The sequence below is a fragment of the Bacillus cereus group sp. BfR-BA-01430 genome, from assembly GCF_022663115.1.
GTDB classification, from domain to species: Bacteria; Bacillota; Bacilli; order Bacillales; family Bacillaceae_G; genus Bacillus_A; species Bacillus_A cereus_BD.
The window spans coordinates 480,776-496,763 of record NZ_JAKUEW010000001.1; the positions used below are offsets into that span (position 1 = coordinate 480,776).

A 15,988-nucleotide genomic window follows, 5' to 3' on the forward strand; every position below is an offset into this window, starting at 1 on the left:
GCCATCTAGATGTAATGGGAGGAAGAAAGAGTTTTGTTTGTTTAGCAGTAAGCTGCCACATTTTTCTTACTTGATGGAAGTAAATAGATTTTTTGAATTTTCCTCGAACTTTTTTACAAGTTCCAGTTGTGTAGACTTGAACTCTGTCAAAAAATCATCTAGTTGTGTTTGAAGTTCCTCGCGTTGAAGTTGTTGTTGCTCAATAAATTGTTTTGTTGTTTCTTCGAATTGACCGCTTGTTTGCGTAAGAATAGACAGTGATGTTTTTGTAGGAGAAACAGTAAGTTGATGAATGTGGTTAGAGAGTTCATTCCATTTTTCTTGCCATTCATGAATTTGATCATTTAGAGAATTGCCTGTAAGTTGTTTCACATATTCTGTATATTGGCTGTTTAATTGAGCAGTGAATTGTTGAAGTTCCTTTTCTAGTTCGTCAACTCCTGCTGTTAGTTTATGCAAAGCGTCTTGTTGTTGTTTTAATGTTTCTAACGTAAGTTGTTCTAATTGTTTTCCCGCTGAAGAAAAAAGGGAAAGCGAATGTGACCAATTTTTCCAAAATGCATCGATAAGTTCGTATGGTTTAGTTTCCATAGTTTGACCTCCAAATGTTTTTTTGCATATTGTGAACGCAGATTATTCTGCTGTACCACCAGGTGAAGATGAAGAATTTTTTTCATCCTTGTCTGGAGAAGTAGAAAACGGAAAGAATGCATTGGTGTATAAAGTGAAAAATGTTCGCAACATATTTTGGTAATGTTCAAAAGAGGTCGCGCATGTTGCTAAATATTGCTCTCCATATTCCGTTAAAGAGTAGATACGTTTTGCTGGCCCTCCTTCACTTGTATCCCAAGTTGAAGAAATAAGATTTTCTTTTTCTAATTTGCGTAATGTTCGATACACATTACCTTGATCGATAGAAGAAAAGCCGATGTCCATTAACATTTGAATGAGTTTGTAACCGTGAAGACTCCAGTCTTTCAGACAGAGAAGTAAGAAGGGAACTAAGAAGTTTTTTGGCATGGAGCTTGGTTGTTTGGCTGAGATTTTTTCAATACTTTCTTGTTGGTCTGGTTCATTATGTAGCATGATTGTACATCACCTCATGAATCAGTTAGATGGAATTTTTTGCTTATAAGTGCAATTTACACCTATCTGTTTCTCATGTCAATACATTTATTGGAATAAAAAATTAAAATACAGACTTGAAGTTTTTTTCAGAATATCAGAAAATAATGAATAGGTTGAATTGTTTCAAAAACGAATAAAGGAGTGTAGGAGAAGTGATTGATCAAAAATTTGACCCACTGCAAACATGGAAAGAGGTTTATGAAAAAACAGAAACGTTTTGGGGAAAAGCATTAAATGAAACAATCAAAACAGAAGAGTATTCTGCTTGGATGGGAAGCGTTCTAGATTTGAACTTGTTTTATCAGAAAATGTTAAATGATGTAACGAAGGGCTATTTAGAAAAAGTAAACATACCGACTCAAGAAGACATTGCTAGGGTAGCGACACTTGTTATTAACTTAGAAAATAAGGTTGATAACATTGAGGAAATTTTAGAGGAAAAAGCAGAAACTTTAGGCCAATCTCCTACGCTAAAACGTGATGTGACAAAAGTGAAACAAGATATTCGAACTTTAGAAAATAAAGTTGATCAAATTTTAGAATTGTTAGAAAAACAAAATGAAACATTAGCAAAATTACAAGAACCTGTGAAGGAAGAGACAAAAGCACCAGTGAAACCAGAAAATAAAAAATAAGGAATAGGTGCCTTGTTTATCAGTTTCAAAAAAGGCAGGGAGAACCTTCTTGAGATTGTGTAAACGGCGAAAACATATTATATATGGGTTTTTTAGACAAGTAACAAGAAGTTATTAACTATTGTTCACAATTCATTAAAGGGGGAAAAGAAATGACTCAATTAAATGGAAAAGTTGCAATTGTAACAGGTGGAGCAAAAGGAATTGGGAAAGCAATTACGGTGGCTTTAGCAAAAGAAGGAGTAAAGGTTGTTATTAATTACAATAGCAGTAAAGAAGCAGCTGAAAATCTTGCAAATGAGCTAAAAGCAGAGGGACATGATGTACATGCAGTTCAAGCTGATGTTTCAAAGTTAGAAGATGCGAAGTGCCTTGTAGATGAAACTGTGAATCACTTTGGTAAAGTAGATATTTTAGTTAATAATGCTGGTATTACAAGAGATCGTACGTTTAAAAAGTTAAATCGTGAAGATTGGGAGCGCGTCATTGATGTGAACTTAAGTAGTGTATTTAACACAACAAGTGCAGCGCTTCCTTACATAACTGAGTCTGAAGGTGGAAGAATTATTAGTATTTCTTCTATTATTGGACAAGCAGGCGGATTCGGTCAAACGAACTACTCAGCTGCAAAAGCGGGTATGCTAGGATTTACAAAATCGTTAGCATTAGAGCTTGCGAAAACAAATGTAACAGTAAATGCAATCTGCCCAGGCTTTATTGATACGGAGATGGTTGCAGAAGTACCGGAAAATGTTCGTGAGCAAATCGTTGCAAAGATTCCAAAGAAACGATTTGGACAAGCGGATGAAATTGCAAAAGGCGTTGTGTATCTGTGCCGAGATGGAGCATATATTACAGGGCAGCAATTAAATATTAACGGCGGATTATATATGTAATGAAGCGAGAAAAAAGTGCATATCCATAGCAGGAGTGCACTTCTTTTTTGAAGAAGGAAATTAATCGAAAAGGGAGATAGAAAAATGACTACATTCGTAACTGAATGGGAAAAACAATTGGAATTATACCCAGAAGAGTATCGAAATGCATATCGTCGTTTGAAGAGAGCAAATGAGGTTTTATTGCGCGAACCAGAACCGCAAGTTGGTTTAACGCCGAAAGAGGTCATTTGGACAAAGAACAAAACGAAATTATATCGTTATATTCCAAAGCAGGAAACGACACATCCAGTTCCTATTTTATTAATATATGCTCTAATAAATAAGCCGTATATTATGGATTTAACACCTGGAAACAGCTTGGTAGAATCTTTAGTAGATCGCGGTTTTGACGTGTATATGTTAGACTGGGGAACATTTGGCTTAGAGGATCGTCATTTGAAATTTGATGATTTCGTATTCGACTATATTGCAAAAGCAGTGAAAAAGGTAATGCGAACTGCAAAATCGGACGAGATTTCATTATTAGGTTATTGCATGGGAGGAACGTTAACTTCTATTTATGCAGCGCTTCATCCACACATGCCGATTCGGAATTTAATTTTTATGACAAGTCCGTTTGATTTTTCTAATACAGGATTATATGGTCCTTTATTAGATGAAAAATATTTTAACTTAGATAAAGCTGTTGATACATTTGGAAATATACCTCCAGAGATGATTGATTTCGGAAATAAAATGTTAAAACCAGTTACAAACTTTGTAGGTCCGTATGTAGCGTTACTTGATCGATCCGAAAACGAAAAGTTTGTAACAAGCTGGAAATTAGTTCAAAAATGGGTTGGAGATGGAATTCCATTCCCAGGAGAAGCGTATAGACAATGGATTCGTGACTTTTACCAAAATAATAAACTAGTAAAAGGTGAACTTGTTATTCGAGGACAAAAAGTGGATTTAAAAAACATTAAGGCAAATGTATTAAACATTTCTGCAAAACGTGATCACATTGCTTTACCCTGTCAAGTAGAAGCATTGTTAGAACACATTTCTAGTGTGGATAAACAATATGTTTGCTTGCCGACAGGACATATGTCTATCGTATATGGTGGAACAGCTGTAAAACAAACATATCCAACCATTGGGGAGTGGCTTGAAGAGCGCTCTCAATAAAGTGAAAAAATCCAGCTAACGGCAGCTAGCTGGATTTTTTTGTGACATGATGAACAGTGAAGTTTTTACATTCGCATGTGATGCTTTGCTTTTACTATAAGAGCTTTACTACCTTAAAATAGCGAGATAAAAGGAGAAAAATGAATGTAGAAGTATAATCAAAAAACGACAAAATTAAGAATTTGTTTCGGGGGAAAGGAAAGAGTATGCCTTGTTATTCGCTATTGGAAAATGATATGATATGTGATGTGTTTATTGTTAGTTGCGGTGCAGTAGGGATGTACTGCGTATATGAGGAATAAACAGGGAGAGAAAAATAATTTTTCTTTATTTAATTGATGGAAAAAAGGTAGCGAAGTGATGGAATGAAAGGTATAAAGAAATTTTTACAAAAATTACGACCAGTGCAGCTTATCGTTTTCTTTTATTTTATAGCAGTCATTGTCTCGGTAATTCTCTTAAGTATGCCCTTTGTTATTAAACCAGGTGTAAAGTGGACGTTTATAGATGCGTTGTTTACATCGGTTAGTGCTGTAAGTGTTACAGGGCTTTCAGTTGTTTCAATTCCCGATACATTTAATACTGCGGGTATTATTGTTTTAGCGCTCGTTTTACAACTAGGCGGTTTAGGAATTATGGCACTTGGAACGTTTCTTTGGATTTTAACAGGTAAAAAAATTGGTTTACAACGTAGACGATTAATTATGGCTGACCATAACCAAGGAAATTTATCTGGCCTTGTTGAATTGATGCGATCTATTTTAATTGTCATTATTTCAATAGAAATCGTCGGAGCACTTCTTTTAGGAACAAGGTTTTTAAATTATTTTTCAACATGGCAAGAAGCCTATTTTCATGGTTTTTTTGCCGCGATTAGTGCGACAACAAATGGTGGATTTGATTTAACAGGTCAATCGCTCATCCCTTATCAAAAGGACTATATTGTACAAATTATTCATATGCTATTGATTATTTTAGGAGCAATCGGTTTTCCGGTATTAATGGAAATAAAGCAGTACATAAGTAAGAGGAAACATCAATTGTTTCGCTTTTCATTATTTACAAAATTAACGACTGCGACATTTTTTGCGCTTATTGTTGTTGGTACCATTGTCATTATTTTATTAGAGCAAGGTCGATTTTTTACTGGAAAGTCATGGCATGAAACATTGTTTTATGCATTGTTTCAATCTGTAACGACAAGAAGCGGTGGATTAGCGACAATGGATATAAGAGACTTATCACAACCAACGCTACTATTTATGAGCGTGTTAATGTTTATCGGTGCTTCGCCAAGTTCAGTTGGAGGGGGAATACGGACAACAACTTTTGCAGTTAACATTCTTTCTTTATATTCATTTGCAAAAGGTGGAAGAACGGTGCGTATTTTTAAACGCCAATTACATGAGGAAGATATTTTAAAAGCATCTGTTGTGATGACGATGGGCATTTTATTATGTGCCTCAGCATTATTTATTTTATCTATTACAGAAACAGCACCACTTATGAATTTAATTGTTGAAGTTTGCTCAGCCTTCGGAACGACCGGCTTATCGACCGGTATTACGTCAGATTTAACAACTGTTGGCAAACTGGTCCTAATCGTTCTTATGTTTATTGGACGTGTAGGGATTTTAACCTTTATTTTAGCAAGCGGTGGAAGAGAACAGCCGCCACGCTATAAATACCCGAAAGAACGAATTATCATTGGATAACTTGAAACCATTCTACCTGAAGAGGCAGAATGGTTTTTTTAATCATGAATCCCAAATTGCGGATGCATAAATATATCTTCTGTTTTTTTGCTTTTATTTTTTAATAACTTTTGGTTTTCTTCTGAAATCCATCCGATGTCATTCGTTGGGTGGATCCATTCTTCACCGGACATAATAGCAGGGTCAATGTCATCGCTCCATTGATTAAGAGGGCTGTTTGGTGAATTGTATTGACTGTCTCCAATGACAACATCATATTGATTAGTAAAAGGCTCTTGCATCTTTTTTCCGCTTCCTTTATAGGAAGGAAAGTTGATTTGATGCGGAAGTGTTTCGTCTAAAATAGGTGATTGAATTTTTGATGCTTTCTTCAAAGTAATCCTTCCTTTTTTTATAATGAGCGCAATCATATATAGTATTTCCGCGAGTATAATATTTTTTACATGTTAACACTTTCCAGTTATAAAATGAAGCAGTCTCCTTAATCTATTAAAGTAAAGACTTGTCATAAGGAGGTTAAAATGTATGGTAAAGCGAAAAGTAAAACAACATGCAGCAGTCAATCATAATAAAACACCAAAAGAAAGTTTGCCTGATGCAGAGTTTGCATTAGAATATGAAAATGAAAATCCAGCGAAATACGCGAATCGTAATTCAAAAAAAGGGAAGCAAAAATAAAGCGAAACTTTAATTCGTGGAGGTTTATCCTATGCTGATTAATAGCGCTTATACATTGGACTTTTAAGAGCCTGCCGTGAGCGGGCTCTTTTACAAATGCTATTGGGACATTTTTTACAAATGTCTCATTTTTTTGTGGGATTTTAAATATTTTTTTAATTATTTGTAAATTTAATGTTTTAAATTGACGAAAAAGTCCGGAAGAACATTGAAGTAGCAACGTATCGCACAAATAGACACGACAAACAAAAGATTAATGTTGGTTTAATACTGCTTTTACACTAGTAGTTTATATTTGAATTGTACATAAGAAAAGGTAAAGGAGAGGGAAACGGTGAAAAAAATGTTTTTTAAGGCTGCGACAGCGGCGATGGCATTTTCTTTATTAATGGGATGTGGGGCTGCAAAAAAAGAAGATACCGCTGATGCGAAAGCAAAGGATGATAAATTGTCTGGGACATTAACTGTTTATACAGCAATTGAAGAAGAACTTGTACCAATTTATCTTGATTCTTTTAAAAAGAAATATCCGGATGTGAAATTAAATATCGTTCGTGATTCAACAGGAGTTATTACAGCGAAATTGTTAGCAGAAGGAAAAAATACAAATGCGGATGTTGTATGGGGAACGGCAGTGTCTAGTCTTCTTGCTTTAGATAAGAAAGAAATGTTAAAAGAGTATTCTCCAAAAGGTGTAGATCGTGTTCTTCCTCAATTTAAAGATGATAAGAAACCGGAAAAATGGGTTGGAAATACAGCTTTTATGACAGGCATTGCGGTGAATAAAGAGGAATTGAAAAAGAAAAATTTACCGATGCCAACATCATACGAAGATTTAACAAAACCAGAATATAAGGGAACGCTTGTTATGCCGCACCCAGCTTCTTCAGGCACAGGATTTTTAACAGTGTCTGCATGGTTGCAAATCATGGGTGAAGATAAGGGATGGGATTACATGAAGAAACTTCATGAGAATATAGCAGCTTATACGCATTCTGGTTCAAAACCGGCAAAATTAGCAGGTGCTGGAGAGCATCCTGTCGGTATATCCATGATTTATAGCGGTTTAAAGGAGAAACAAAAAGGTGCTCCGATTGAAGTCGTTCTTCCAAAAGAAGGGCTGGGATGGGAAGTAGAAGCAAATGCACTCATTAAGAAAGCGGATGCTAAAAATGAAAAGCTTGCAAAAGCCTTTTTAGACTGGGCCATTACAGATGATGTTATGAAATTATATTTTGAGAAAAATGGATTTGCAACAATTCAAAATGATTATAAACTTCCAGACGGTTTTCCAAAAGATGTAACCGATAAGTTATATAAAGATAATGATTTTAAATGGGCTGCTGAAAATCGAGATAAAATCTTAGAGCGCTGGGAAAAAGAGTTTGGAAAAAAAGCAGAAGCGAAAAAGTAAGTGGGAGAGAAGAAAATGAGCGAATATTTATCCATTCAACATATACAAAAGCAGTTTGATGTATTTACAGCATTAAAAGATATTTCTTTTACAGTAAAAAAGAATGAATTTGTTTGTTTACTTGGACCGAGTGGTTGTGGGAAAACGACATTACTTCGTATTTTGGCTGGTTTAGAAGAACCGACAGCAGGAAGTATTTCGATTAACGGAAAAGATATAACGGCGTTGCCTCCTGGAAAACGAAATGTAGGAATGGTCTTTCAATCCTATGCGTTATTTCCGAATTTAACTGCGCTTGAAAATATTGAATATGGTTTGAAAGCCAAACGATATTCAAAACTAGAAATCAAGCGAAAAGCAATCGAAGCATTAGAACTTGTTGATTTGTTGAATGTAAAAGATAAATATCCTGCTCAAATGTCTGGCGGACAACAGCAGCGAGTGGCACTTGCACGCGCACTCGCGCTGTCTCCACATATTCTTTTGCTTGATGAGCCATTGTCTGCACTTGATGCAAAAGTACGTGAGAAATTACGTAAAGAAATGCGAGAATTGCAAGAAAAAGTAGGTGTGACAACAATTATGGTTACACATGATCAAGAAGAGGCATTAACAATGGCTGATAAAGTTGTTGTCATGAATCATGCTGAGATTATGCAAATTGGAACACCAGAGGAGATTTATCAAAAACCAGCTAATCCGTTTGTAGCAGACTTTATTGGTTCTATTAATTTCTTTTCGCAAAATGATAGAAGTCAAGCCATTCGTCCTGAACATATAATGATTGTGGAGGAGAATGGATTGAAAACAGTTGTCGAAAGTATGGAATTTCGAGGCTCTGTATATCGAGCGGAAGTGCGTGTAATTGAAGAGGGGACGCATCTTTATAATGAGAGAGTTGTTGTTGATATATTAGCGTCTGTAGCCGAAAAACAGCATATTCAAAAAGGGAAGACTTTACAAATCACTTTTTCAGAGAAGCATATGCTGTCGTACGGAAAGAAGGTCATTGTTTAGATGGAAATATTAGAAAACTATAAAGCAGAAGTTTCTAGAAAAACAGTCAAACGAAGTATTGGGAAGGAAGAGTGGTTACAAAGAGTACTCATTTTTGGCGTACTTGTAGCATTTCTAATTATGCTCGTTTTACCGCTGTTACAACTGTTTGCACAAGCTTTCTATGATAAAGATGGTACATTTGTTGGCGTTGCAAATTTTAGTAAATATTTCACAACACCAACGTTAATACAATCTTTACAGAATACGGTCTGGATTTCGGGAATGACAACTGTGATTTCTGTTACACTTGCTTTTATGTATGCTTATGCCATTGCAAGGACCAACGTTTTTGGGAAGCGAATATTTCAATACATTGCATTGTTACCATTGTTTGCGCCGACGATGATGCATGGCATCGCGCTTACATATTTGTTTGGAAATCAAGGATTAGTAACAAAGGGTCTATTTGGTTTATTTGAAGGGATTCAGATTCCGTTATATGGCCCTGTTGGAATTACGATCGCTGAAGTCATGTACACATTTCCACAAGCGTTTCTTATTTTGTTCATTGCGTTTCAAGGAGCTGATTACCGTTTATATGAAGCATCAAATATGCTAGGTGCGAGCAAGATGAAACAGTTTTTTTCTGTTACATTGCCCGGGGTAAAATATGGATTAATTAGCGCTATGTTCGTTGTATTTACACTAAGTTTTACTGATTTCGGTGCTCCTAAAATTGTGGGAGGACAATATAATGTGCTTGCGACGGATGTTTATAAACAAGTCATTGGACAACAAAATATACCAATGGGGGCAACTGTTGGAATGATATTGTTACTTCCAGCCCTATTTGCTTTTATGGTGGATCGGATTACGCATAGAAAACAAGCAAACTTTTTATCTTCCAAAGCTGTACCATACCGGATCACACCAAATAAGAAAAGAGATATCATTTCATTTATGTACTGCGCTGTCATTACGCTGATGATTATTTTATTATTTGTTGCGGTTGGAGTGGCAGCAAGTGTGAAAGTATGGCCGTATAACATGACATTTACATTAGAACACTTCAATTTTTCAAGTTTAACAGGAGATGGAATAGAAGCTTTCAAAAATAGTGTAATCGTTTCATGTATAACAGCTGTCATTGGAGCAATTGTCACTTTTGCATTTGCTTACATCATTGAAAAAATTCAGCAGTTAGCGTTTTTTAGAAAAGTAGGGTATTTTTTCTCGATTATTCCGCTAGCTATTCCAGGATTAGTGCTGGGGCTTGGATATGTCTTTTTCTTTAGTCAGCCTACTCTTCAATTTTTTTGGTGGGAAGTAACAAATCCATTTCACTCGTTATATGGCACCATCGCGCTTCTTGTACTGGTAAATATGATTCATTTTTATGCTGTAACATTTGTTACAGCGACGACAGCATTAAAGAAACTAGACCGAGAGTTTGAACTTGTTTCACAATCGCTGGGCATTCCTTTTTACAAAACGTTTTTCAAAGTGACCGTACCGATGTGTTTACCAGCAATTTTAGAAATGGTGATGTATTATTTTGTGAATTCAATGGTTACAGTGTCAGCGGTTGTCTTTTTATATGCAGCTGATTTTAAATTAGCAGCTGTTTCCATTGTAAATATGGACGATGCCGGAAACGTGGCTCCGGCAGCTGCGATGAGTGTGTTAGTTGTTGTAACGAATATTGTCGTGAGAGCGATTTATGAATGGGGAACAAGGGCTGTTCGCAGGCGAACATCATTATGGCAGAAAAGATAAAAAGGAGAAATTATATGAAAATTGAGGCTGTTATTTTTGACTGGGCTGGTACAACAGTTGATTATGGATGTTTTGCACCACTTGAAGTGTTTATGGAAATCTTTAAAAATCGCGGTGTTATGATTACGGCTGAAGAGGCACGCAAGCCGATGGGATTACTAAAAATTGATCATGTTCGTGCATTAGCAGAAATGCCTCGTATACGTGGAGAATGGGAGCGAGTTTTTGGACAGTTACCAACAGAAGCCGATGTTCAGGAAATGTATACAGAGTTTGAAGAGATTCTCTTTTCCATTTTACCGCGTTATGCAACGCCGATTTCTGGAGTAAAAGATGTAGTTGCTTATTTACGAAGTCGAGGGATGAAAATTGGTTCCACAACAGGATATACAAGAGAAATGATGGATATTGTAGCAAGAGAAGCAAAAGCACAAGGATATGAACCAGATTACCTTGTTACACCAGACGATGTTCCAGCTGGCCGTCCTTATCCATGGATGTGTTATCAAAATGCGATGCAACTTCATGTATACCCAATGAAGCATATGATGAAAGTTGGAGATACAATTTCAGATATGAAGGAAGGAAGAAATGCAGGAATGTGGACGGTTGGTATCATTCTTGGTAGCAGTGAACTAGGATTGACAGAAAAAGAAGTGGAAAGTATGGATTTGGTGGAACTTCAAGAGAGAATGGAAGTTGTCCGGAACCGATTTATCGAAAGCGGCGCTCATTATGTAATCGAAACAATGAAAGAGTTACCTCAAGTAATTGAACATATTGAAAAACAAGAACTGATCATTTCTTAAAAGGAGCATAATCATGAAGGACAATCACTATTTATTATTAACGCCAGGACCATTAACAACAACAAAAACCGTCAAAGAAGTAATGCTATATGATTGGTGCACATGGGATACGGAATATAACGAGTTCGTACAAGAAATACGAAAACGTCTTGTATCATTAGCGACGAAAGAAGAGGAATGTTATACAACTGTTTTCATGCAAGGAAGCGGTACATTCTCCGTGGAATCAGTTATTGGATCCGTCATTCCAAAAGAAGGAAAGTTGCTTGTTTGTACGAATGGAGCATATGGAAAGCGAATGGTTCAAATAGCAAAAGCATTACATATTCATGTTGCTGAGAGCCATACAAATGAATGGGAACCAACGAATCTTGTAGAAGTAGAAGAGATATTACAAAAAGACTCGGAAATTACGCATATTGCGGTAGTGCATTGTGAAACAACAACAGGAATAATCAACCCAATCGCTGATGTATGCCGGTTAGGAAAACAATATGGAAAAGTTACCATTGTAGATGCGATGAGTAGTTTTGGCGGGGTGGAAATGGATGTTGCTAATTTACAAATTGATTTTATGATTAGCAGTGCAAATAAATGTATGCAAGGTGTTCCAGGATTTGGATTTGTCATTGCAAAACGTACGGAATTAGAAAAATGTAAAGGAAGGGCTCGTTCTTTATCATTAGACCTTTATGACCAGTGGGAAACAATGGAACTTCAAAATGGGAAGTGGCGTTTTACATCGCCAACTCATACTGTACGCGCGTTTTATCAAGCCTTGCTCGAGTTAGAAGAAGAGGGAGGAGTGAAAGCGCGAAATGCCCGCTACCGTAACAATCAACAAGTACTAGTGAAGAGAATGAGAGAAGTTGGTTTTGAGCCATTATTAGATGAAACATATCAGTCCCCTATTATTACATCTTTTTTATATCCAGGGGAAGGTTTTACATTTCAGCAGTTATATGAAGAGTTAAAAGAGCATGGGTTTGTTATTTATCCAGGAAAAATTTCAAAGGTAGATACATTCCGAATTGGTAATATTGGTGATGTGAATGAAAGGGATATTCATCAATTAGTAGATTGTATTTCTGAAGGAGTTGTGATTGGATGAAAGTATTTTGTTTAAGCGGAGCAAGTAAAATTTGTCGAGAAGCAAATTTAGATTTTGATTGAAATGAAAGAAACGTATTTTGCATAAGAGGAATTCAGCATATAGAGCTGAGAAAAGGTTGCCTATATCAGTGAATGAAACGAGGTGAAAGAATGTCTGTTGCTGGAGAAGAAAGAAAGCGTACTATTCTTGAAAAAGTAGAGTTTAAAGGGAAAGTAAAAGTTTCCGAATTAGCAAAAGAGTTTTCTGTATCAACAGAAACAATTCGTAGATATCTAGAAGAATTAGATCGTGAAAAAAAGTTGAAAAAGGTGTACGGTGGTGCTGTTCAATTGCCAGGAGTGGGGACAGAGCCATCTATGTTAGAAAGGAAAATGTTACATATAGAGGAGAAGAAGAGAATTGGCTATAAAGCAGCGACATTTGTGGAAGATGGAGATGTCATTGTAATTGACGATGGAAGTACACCACTTCAAATGGTTCCCTATCTCATACATCGGAAAAATTTAACGATTGTAACAAGTTCCTTTCCAGTTGCAACACAACTTATTTCTTCTATTAATAAAAATATGTTTCATGGTGAAGTGCTATTTATTGGAGGGAAAGTATCTCCAAAGCATTCTCGTGTATCAGGTTCTATTTCACAGCAGATGATTCGCCAATTCCATTTTCATAAGGCTTTTATTTCAATCGATGGATTATTACCAAGTTTCGGAGCCTCAAGTTTTGAACTGGAAAAAGCAAAGTTATCAGAGACGATGATTCAATTAGCAGAACAAACATTTATTCTTTGTGATCATACGAAGATTGACGTGAAAGGAAATTATCGAATTGCAGGGTTTTCTCATATTCAACATGTCATTTGTGATAAAAGAATGCCATATAGTTTTGAAGAAGAGATTGCTAAACATCATATTCGGTGGACAATGAGTTAAATATAAAGTGAAATTTACTTATTCCCAATCGATCTGCCTTGTTTTTCTACACCTTAAGGTGGGAGTCGATATTACTTGCGTATAAAAAAAGTTGTGTTTGTGCAAAAAAATGGACACATTTTCCCAACTTGTTCATATAATTTACCAACGAAAAAAAGTTGACTTAAGGAAAGAGGGGGACGAGGATGTCGGAACGCATATACAATAAATTAGTACTGTATGCTCATATATTGCAGAAACTGCGGGTCATTAATGAGCAAGAAAAAAGTCAAATCCTTCAAATGATGAACAAAAAAGCCCTATGAGAAAGGGCTTTTTATTTTAGGATTGATGGAATTCTCTCTTTTTTGAGATAGAGAAATCGTATTGACAAAAAAGCGTTCTCATGTAATAATTCAATTAAATTTTTAGAATAATCAAAAAATACTTCTTTTTACATAGAAATGATCGTGAGATTACCATGGGGGTGACGAAATGTTATTTTTTCTAAAGAAATGGAAAGAGTTAAAGAATGTAAAGATGGAATTGGCACTTCGTGATTGGTTTTATGGAACAAAAATTAGTTTGTCTATGTGTACATCAAAAGAACCATTAACATTTTTAGTGAATATAGAAGGAAAGGATAAAGGCTTATTTGTTGATGAAGATTTTATTGTGGTAAACAGTATGTGTGAGCCTGTTTTTGAAACTGATCAAAAGCCAGCTATTGAATCCTTTATGCATGCTGATATTTATAAGAAAAGTAATGCAGAATGTATTTTACAAGTCCAGACAGTAGATAGCCATTTAATGTCAGAGTTATATGGGAAAGAAGGAGAAGTAACATTTGAAAAAGGGAGCGTGAAACGTATTTTTGGATCGGAAGGGATAGAAGAGCTAACGATTCCGATTGTAGAAAATGAAAAGAAATTTGCAGATTTATTAGAGGAGAGTGTTCCAAACTTTACAAAGGACGGGGGCGTTGTTCTTGTTCATAATTATGGAATGATTGTTTGGGGGAAAACACCAGAAGAAACGAAAAAATGGTTAGAAGGACTTGAATATTTAATGAACTATCACGTAAAGTTGTTGATGATTAAAGGAGCAAAGAGTTCGGTAATGTGAAATATTCCTTATTTATAAACTAGGTAATGAAAGCGTTTTAATATTAGTTTTACTCATAAAATATAGGTCTCCTTATTATATATAGATTACATGTGAATGTGAGGGGGAACATATTTTGCGAGTTAAATATCATTTTCTGCCGAAACAGCAGGTGGTTTTTTGTAAAAGCCATGATTCGGAAGAAAAAGCACTAAGTATAATGAATGAAAATGGATATCGGGCCATTCCTGTGTTGGCAGAAGATGAGAAACACTTTCAAGGAATCATTTATAAAGTAGATATTTTAGAACAAAAATGTGGAGGTGGAGTAAAAGGAATATATGTAAAGGACATATGTGAGGATCAAGCTGCATTTATTTTTGAAAAAGATTCTTTTTTTCGGGCGTTTTATATGATTAGACGTCTGCCGTTTCTAGCCGTTTTGAATGAATATAGTGAATTTGTTGGGATATTAACACATTCTAACATATTTGATGTGATTGAAGATTCATTTGGCATGCGAACAGGTGGACATATACTTACAATTGCAACGCAGGATTGTAAAGGAACGATGAAAGAGATAGGAACAGTACTAAAATCGTATCATATTGGGGGACTATTTACATTAGATAATGGAGATCAATACATTCGGCGTGTTATTGTCAATATTACAGATGAATTACATGATAAAGCGCTCAAGCAATTAATAGCTAAGCTAGAGAAAAAAGGATTTCGAGTCAGTCATGTCGATTATATTTAAGAAAATAAGAGAACAGTGATACGCTGTTCTCTTATTTTTGCTTAGAAACAGGAGGAGATAGGACAAGATCAGATAGAAAAATGAAATCTGCATGTTCCCGTACTTTTGGAATAGTAGATTGGATGACACGTGAAGTGATTTCTCCTGGCGGTCCAACGTGGCCAATTGCTACGACAACAGATGTTTTTCTTATTTTTTGTAGAAGGAGTTGTGCTTGTTTCGAAATGTGTGATGATGTATAGATGTCATCAAAAAACATTTGATTTTCGATAATCGGAACATCTAACTCTTTTCCAATTTTTGAGATGACACTATTTGAATTGGTTTTACTATCCAAATAAAATAAACCATGTTTTTTACATATAGTGAGTATGATTCGCATAATTCGTTCATCTGCTGTCACTTTTGATCCCATATGGTTATTCATACCGATTGCATATGGTACTTCTTCAATTGCTTGTTCCATTCGATGTTTAATTTCATCGTCACTTAAATCAGTTGTAATAGCTTTCGGTCCTAACCATTCTTTTTTTCCGTTTATCGGTTCCATTGGCATATGAATAATCACTTCATGTCCCTTTTTATGAGCGGCGATTGCATCTTGTTTAGTGGAAGGGAGAAAAGGCATAACCGCAACTGTAAGTGGGATTGGAAGAGATAACATTTCTTTCGTTCCCTTCATATTATTTCCAAAATCATCGATTACAATAGCTACTTTATTCGTATGAGCATGTGTGTTGATCGGGAATATAAGAAATGGAATCAAAATGAATAATATAAATGTAAGTATGTGTTTACGCATATATGAAATTCCTTTCTATTTCATAAAGTGAAACTTTAATCCGTGGGGGTTTTCTTCATCCCCCACGGATTATGAGC

The 15,988-nt window shown here is 35.6% G+C and carries 17 protein-coding genes; 13 read left to right on the plus strand and 4 right to left on the minus strand.

Features of this window, described 5'->3' with window-relative positions:
- Positions 1-66 precede the first annotated feature (66 nt).
- Positions 67-591: a polyhydroxyalkanoic acid inclusion protein PhaP gene (gene phaP, locus MR058_RS02465; protein WP_242142486.1), complete on the minus strand. Its 525-nt coding sequence runs from the start codon at positions 589-591 to the stop codon at positions 67-69.
- Between the two features lie 42 nt (positions 592-633).
- Positions 634-1,086: a poly-beta-hydroxybutyrate-responsive repressor gene (gene phaQ, locus MR058_RS02470; protein WP_242142487.1), complete on the minus strand. Its 453-nt coding sequence runs from the start codon at positions 1,084-1,086 to the stop codon at positions 634-636.
- Positions 1,087-1,280: 194 nt separating this feature from the next.
- On the opposite strand from phaQ, the gene phaR reads away from it, so the two are divergent.
- The 4 genes from phaR to MR058_RS02490 all read left to right on the plus strand — a co-directional run bounded on the left by phaR (position 1,281) and on the right by MR058_RS02490 (position 5,544).
- Positions 1,281-1,763, plus strand: coding sequence for a polyhydroxyalkanoic acid synthase subunit PhaR (phaR, locus tag MR058_RS02475; RefSeq protein ID WP_242142488.1), 483 nt, complete (start codon positions 1,281-1,283; stop codon positions 1,761-1,763).
- A 152-nt stretch (positions 1,764-1,915) separates the two neighbouring features.
- On the plus strand, positions 1,916-2,659 hold the full coding sequence (locus MR058_RS02480; RefSeq protein WP_242142489.1) for an acetoacetyl-CoA reductase: 744 nt from the start codon (positions 1,916-1,918) through the stop codon (positions 2,657-2,659).
- Between the two features lie 84 nt (positions 2,660-2,743).
- The gene (phaC, locus tag MR058_RS02485; protein ID WP_242142490.1) at positions 2,744-3,829 is read left to right on the plus strand and encodes a class III poly(R)-hydroxyalkanoic acid synthase subunit PhaC; all 1,086 of its coding nucleotides are present in this window, start codon (positions 2,744-2,746) and stop codon (positions 3,827-3,829) included.
- Between the two features lie 365 nt (positions 3,830-4,194).
- Positions 4,195-5,544 carry a TrkH family potassium uptake protein gene (locus MR058_RS02490; protein WP_242142491.1) on the plus strand — a complete coding sequence of 450 codons (1,350 nt, stop codon included), beginning with the start codon at positions 4,195-4,197 and terminating at the stop codon, positions 5,542-5,544.
- Positions 5,545-5,582: 38 nt separating this feature from the next.
- On the opposite strand, the gene MR058_RS02495 is transcribed toward MR058_RS02490, so the two are convergent.
- The gene (locus MR058_RS02495; protein ID WP_242142492.1) at positions 5,583-5,918 is read right to left on the minus strand and encodes a DUF3905 domain-containing protein; all 336 of its coding nucleotides are present in this window, start codon (positions 5,916-5,918) and stop codon (positions 5,583-5,585) included.
- 151 nt (positions 5,919-6,069) lie between these two features.
- Between MR058_RS02495 and MR058_RS02500 the strand changes: the two genes are divergently transcribed.
- From MR058_RS02500 to cbpA, 9 genes are all read left to right on the plus strand, one after another.
- A complete protein-coding gene (locus tag MR058_RS02500; RefSeq protein WP_011984126.1) occupies positions 6,070-6,222 on the plus strand; it encodes a hypothetical protein in 153 nt (50 codons plus the stop codon).
- A gap of 334 nt (positions 6,223-6,556) precedes the next feature.
- Complete coding sequence (locus MR058_RS02505; RefSeq protein ID WP_396021410.1) at positions 6,557-7,636, plus strand: putative 2-aminoethylphosphonate ABC transporter substrate-binding protein; 1,080 nt, start codon at positions 6,557-6,559, stop codon at positions 7,634-7,636.
- A 15-nt stretch (positions 7,637-7,651) separates the two neighbouring features.
- Positions 7,652-8,653: an ATP-binding cassette domain-containing protein gene (locus MR058_RS02510; protein ID WP_242142493.1), complete on the plus strand. Its 1,002-nt coding sequence runs from the start codon at positions 7,652-7,654 to the stop codon at positions 8,651-8,653.
- Positions 8,654-10,411, plus strand: coding sequence for a putative 2-aminoethylphosphonate ABC transporter permease subunit (locus MR058_RS02515; protein WP_242142494.1), 1,758 nt, complete (start codon positions 8,654-8,656; stop codon positions 10,409-10,411).
- Positions 10,412-10,425: 14 nt separating this feature from the next.
- On the plus strand, positions 10,426-11,220 hold the full coding sequence (gene phnX / locus MR058_RS02520; RefSeq protein WP_242142495.1) for a phosphonoacetaldehyde hydrolase: 795 nt from the start codon (positions 10,426-10,428) through the stop codon (positions 11,218-11,220).
- A gap of 13 nt (positions 11,221-11,233) precedes the next feature.
- Complete coding sequence (phnW, locus tag MR058_RS02525) at positions 11,234-12,331, plus strand: 2-aminoethylphosphonate--pyruvate transaminase (RefSeq protein WP_242142496.1); 1,098 nt, start codon at positions 11,234-11,236, stop codon at positions 12,329-12,331.
- A 152-nt stretch (positions 12,332-12,483) separates the two neighbouring features.
- Positions 12,484-13,266 (plus strand): DeoR/GlpR family DNA-binding transcription regulator, encoded by a 783-nt coding sequence (locus MR058_RS02530; RefSeq protein ID WP_242142497.1) that lies wholly within the window; start codon positions 12,484-12,486, stop codon positions 13,264-13,266.
- A gap of 474 nt (positions 13,267-13,740) precedes the next feature.
- Complete coding sequence (locus tag MR058_RS02535; RefSeq protein ID WP_242142498.1) at positions 13,741-14,370, plus strand: class II aldolase/adducin family protein; 630 nt, start codon at positions 13,741-13,743, stop codon at positions 14,368-14,370.
- Positions 14,371-14,485: 115 nt separating this feature from the next.
- Positions 14,486-15,109, plus strand: a complete 624-nt coding sequence (cbpA, locus tag MR058_RS02540; RefSeq protein WP_242142499.1) for a cyclic di-AMP binding protein CbpA — start codon at positions 14,486-14,488, stop codon at positions 15,107-15,109.
- 31 nt (positions 15,110-15,140) lie between these two features.
- Here cbpA and MR058_RS02545 read toward each other — a convergent pair whose 3' ends face one another.
- Positions 15,141-15,911: a divergent polysaccharide deacetylase family protein gene (locus tag MR058_RS02545; RefSeq protein ID WP_242142500.1), complete on the minus strand. Its 771-nt coding sequence runs from the start codon at positions 15,909-15,911 to the stop codon at positions 15,141-15,143.
- Between the last annotated feature and the right edge of the window lie 77 nt (positions 15,912-15,988).